The sequence below is a fragment of the Pseudofrankia sp. EUN1h genome (assembly GCF_001854645.1).
Taxonomy (GTDB): Bacteria; Actinomycetota; Actinomycetes; order Frankiales; family Frankiaceae; genus Pseudofrankia; species Pseudofrankia saprophytica.
Genome location: NZ_MBLN01000032.1, coordinates 1 through 2640, shown reverse-complemented (window position 1 = coordinate 2640; position 2640 = coordinate 1). Strand labels below are relative to the sequence as shown.

The 2640-nt window shown below is 66.7% G+C and carries 1 protein-coding gene and 1 rRNA gene; one reads left to right on the top strand and one right to left on the bottom strand.

Annotated elements, in window-relative coordinates; translation table 11 throughout:
• Positions 1-357, bottom strand: a 16S ribosomal RNA gene (locus BCD49_RS08165); the annotation flags it as partial.
• Positions 358-1746: 1389 nt separating this feature from the next.
• On the opposite strand from BCD49_RS08165, the gene BCD49_RS08160 reads away from it, so the two are divergent.
• Positions 1747-2553 (top strand): class I SAM-dependent methyltransferase, encoded by an 807-nt coding sequence (locus tag BCD49_RS08160; protein ID WP_007515507.1) that lies wholly within the window; start codon positions 1747-1749, stop codon positions 2551-2553.
• The last annotated feature ends 87 nt before the right edge of the window (positions 2554-2640 follow it).

Here is a 2640-nt window from a genome sequence, read left to right as displayed (position 1 = left end):
TTGCGCAATATTCCCCACTGCTGCCTCCCGTAGGAGTCTGGGCCGTGTCTCAGTCCCAGTGTGGCCGATCGCCCTCTCAGGCCGGCTACCCGTCGTCGCCTTGGTAGGCCATTACCCCACCAACAAGCTGATAGGCCGCGGGCCCATCCCAAGCCAATAAATCTTTCCACACCACCAGATGCCCAAAGGTGTGAATATCCGGCATTAGCCCCGGTTTCCCGGAGTTATTCCAGAGCCTGGGGCAGGTTGCCCACGTGTTACTCACCCGTTCGCCGCTGACCCGAAGGTCCGCTCGACTTGCATGTGTTAAGCACGCCGCCAGCGTTCGTCCTGAGCCAGGATCAAACTCTCCATCGATGCTTTAAACTCCCTCGATGGGAGAAACCCCGGCAAAATATGGACACAGATCCGTAGATCGTCCATCAAATGCCAAAGGAACCTTACAAACCCCCACAGACAACACCACCAACCCGGCATCAAACCAGACCAGCAGCGCCACCCGCGGAACGGGGTATTTATGGCACTGACTTCTATGGCACGCTGTTGAGTTCTCAAGGAGCGGACGCATAAACCGGATCCACACCCTGTTGGGGTACTTCACCGACGCGTACCGACCGGAGCCGGTTGTACGCTACCAGTTCGTTTTCGTTCTCCGGCCCAAGGGCCGGAAGTGTTTCTCGCACCCGGTTTCCCGGGGCGCGGAGCCTGTCGAACTTTACGGAGCTTCCGAAGGGCTGTCAAATCCCGCCGCTGGCCGAATTTGGCGTCGCCCTGTCGTGTCCTGGAAACTTACCAGATGGTCCGGCGAGCCAATCGTGCGGCTCTTTCGCGGGTTTTTCTGGTCTGTCACCCGATACGACGACCCGATGTCGATTCACTCCGGCTGAGCCGGTTGACCGCCACTTTCGAGTCCTGGAGCACCTTACCTCGCCCCGTTTTGTCGACTTCATCGGGGCCCGGTGTCACGGTGCTCCGGCGACGATGCCGACCCCGGTCGCCGCGGCTCGCGCCGTAGCTGGTGAGGCGAGACGTAACGTTACACCCCGGCAAACTTGGTTTGTCAGGGGGGTGATGTGACGGTCCGCACCCGGCACGAGGATGGCCGGTGCGGATGCTCCGTGGCCCACGCGGGTCCGCCMGTAAGCCCACGCGGGTCCGCCCGGTGGTCCGCCGGGTCCGCCGGTTGCCCGCGAGGGTTCGCCCGCTCCGGCCGGACCCGTTCGCCCTGCTCCACGCCCACCGGCCCCGCCGAAGCCCGCGCCGCTCGAACGCGGGATCCCCCTCGACTCCCCATGGCGATGTGGCCACCGCGGCCAGGACGTCGGCGGCGCCTCGCCGGACCCAGGACGTGCCCGTCGGAAGCCGTCCCCTAGAGTCGACTCCCTGGCCACCGCTCCCTGGTCACTGTGTGCCTCCCGCGGCAGGACCTCGGTCACAGGTCCGGTCGCCTGCTCGTGCCACGAGGACGCGCCCGACCAGTCGTCTTTCCCTGCCGGTGCCGCGGCGACGTCAGGCGGCGGCGGCTGGCAACCGGCACCAGGCCGCGGGCACCAAAGCCGCGGGTACCAGGCGGCAGCCGGGTGCGCGGCGGCGGCCGGGTGTGCACCACCTCCAGACAGCTTCAGGATCCAGAGAGCTTCAGGAAACAACGCCAGCCAACAACGTCAACGAACGTTGTTGGCTGGCAACGTCAGGGCATCGAACGTCAGAGCACCGAAGAACGGACGAGCGACCGGTGAGAAGCCGATGAGCGACGTCGTGGGTACCCACGTGCGGACCAACCGGGACCGTTGGAACGAGATCTCCGACGACTACCAGCGCTTCAACGCCCCGCGGATCCGCGGCCAGGCGTTCACCGGAGACGTCGCCTGGGGCCTGTGGGGGCTGCCGGAGTCGGAGCTGAACATCTTCGGCGACGTCGCCGGGCTCGATGTGTTGGAGATGGGTTGTGGCGGCAGCCAGTGGTCGACGGCGCTCGCCCGCCGCGGCGCCAACCCGGTCGGGCTCGACCTCTCCGAACGCCAGCTGCAGCACAGCCTGCGCCTCCAGCGGGAGACCGGGCTGACGTTCCCGCTGGTCCAGGCGAGCGCCGAGGACGTGCCGTTCGCCGACGGCTCGTTCCACGTCGTGTTCGCCGACCACGGCGCGTTCTCGTTCGCCGACCCGCGCCACGCGATCCCGGAGGCGGCTCGGATTCTGCGCAATGGCGGGTTGCTGGCGTTCAGCCACATCAGCCCGCTCTACGAGATCACCGTCGAGGCGGGCGGTGACCGCGCGGGCCGCAGGCTGGCCAGGGACTACTTCGACCTGCGGATGTTCGCCGACGCCGACGGGCTCGTGAGCGCCAACCTGCCGTACAGCGAGTGGATCGGTCTGTTCCGCTCCTGCGGGCTGGTCGTCGAGGACCTGCTGGAGACCCGTCCGAAGGACGACCCGACCCTGAGCGGCCGCCAACGCGCGGACAACGAGTGGGCACGCCGCTGGCCATCGGAGTGCATCTGGCGCCTCCGCAAGGCGGACGCCCGGGCGTCCGCCGCCGCGCGCCCGTCCTAGATATCCCACGGTTCTAACTGTCAAGCGGCGATCTTCTGGTCGGTCTGGCTGGGCCAGGCGGTGGCTTCGTCGTAAGGGGTGTGGTGG

Coding starts and splice junctions, on each gene's coding strand:
- BCD49_RS08160 (WP_007515507.1), top strand. CDS start 1,747: ATGAGCGACGTCGTGGGTACCCACGTGCGGACCAACCGGGACCGTTGG.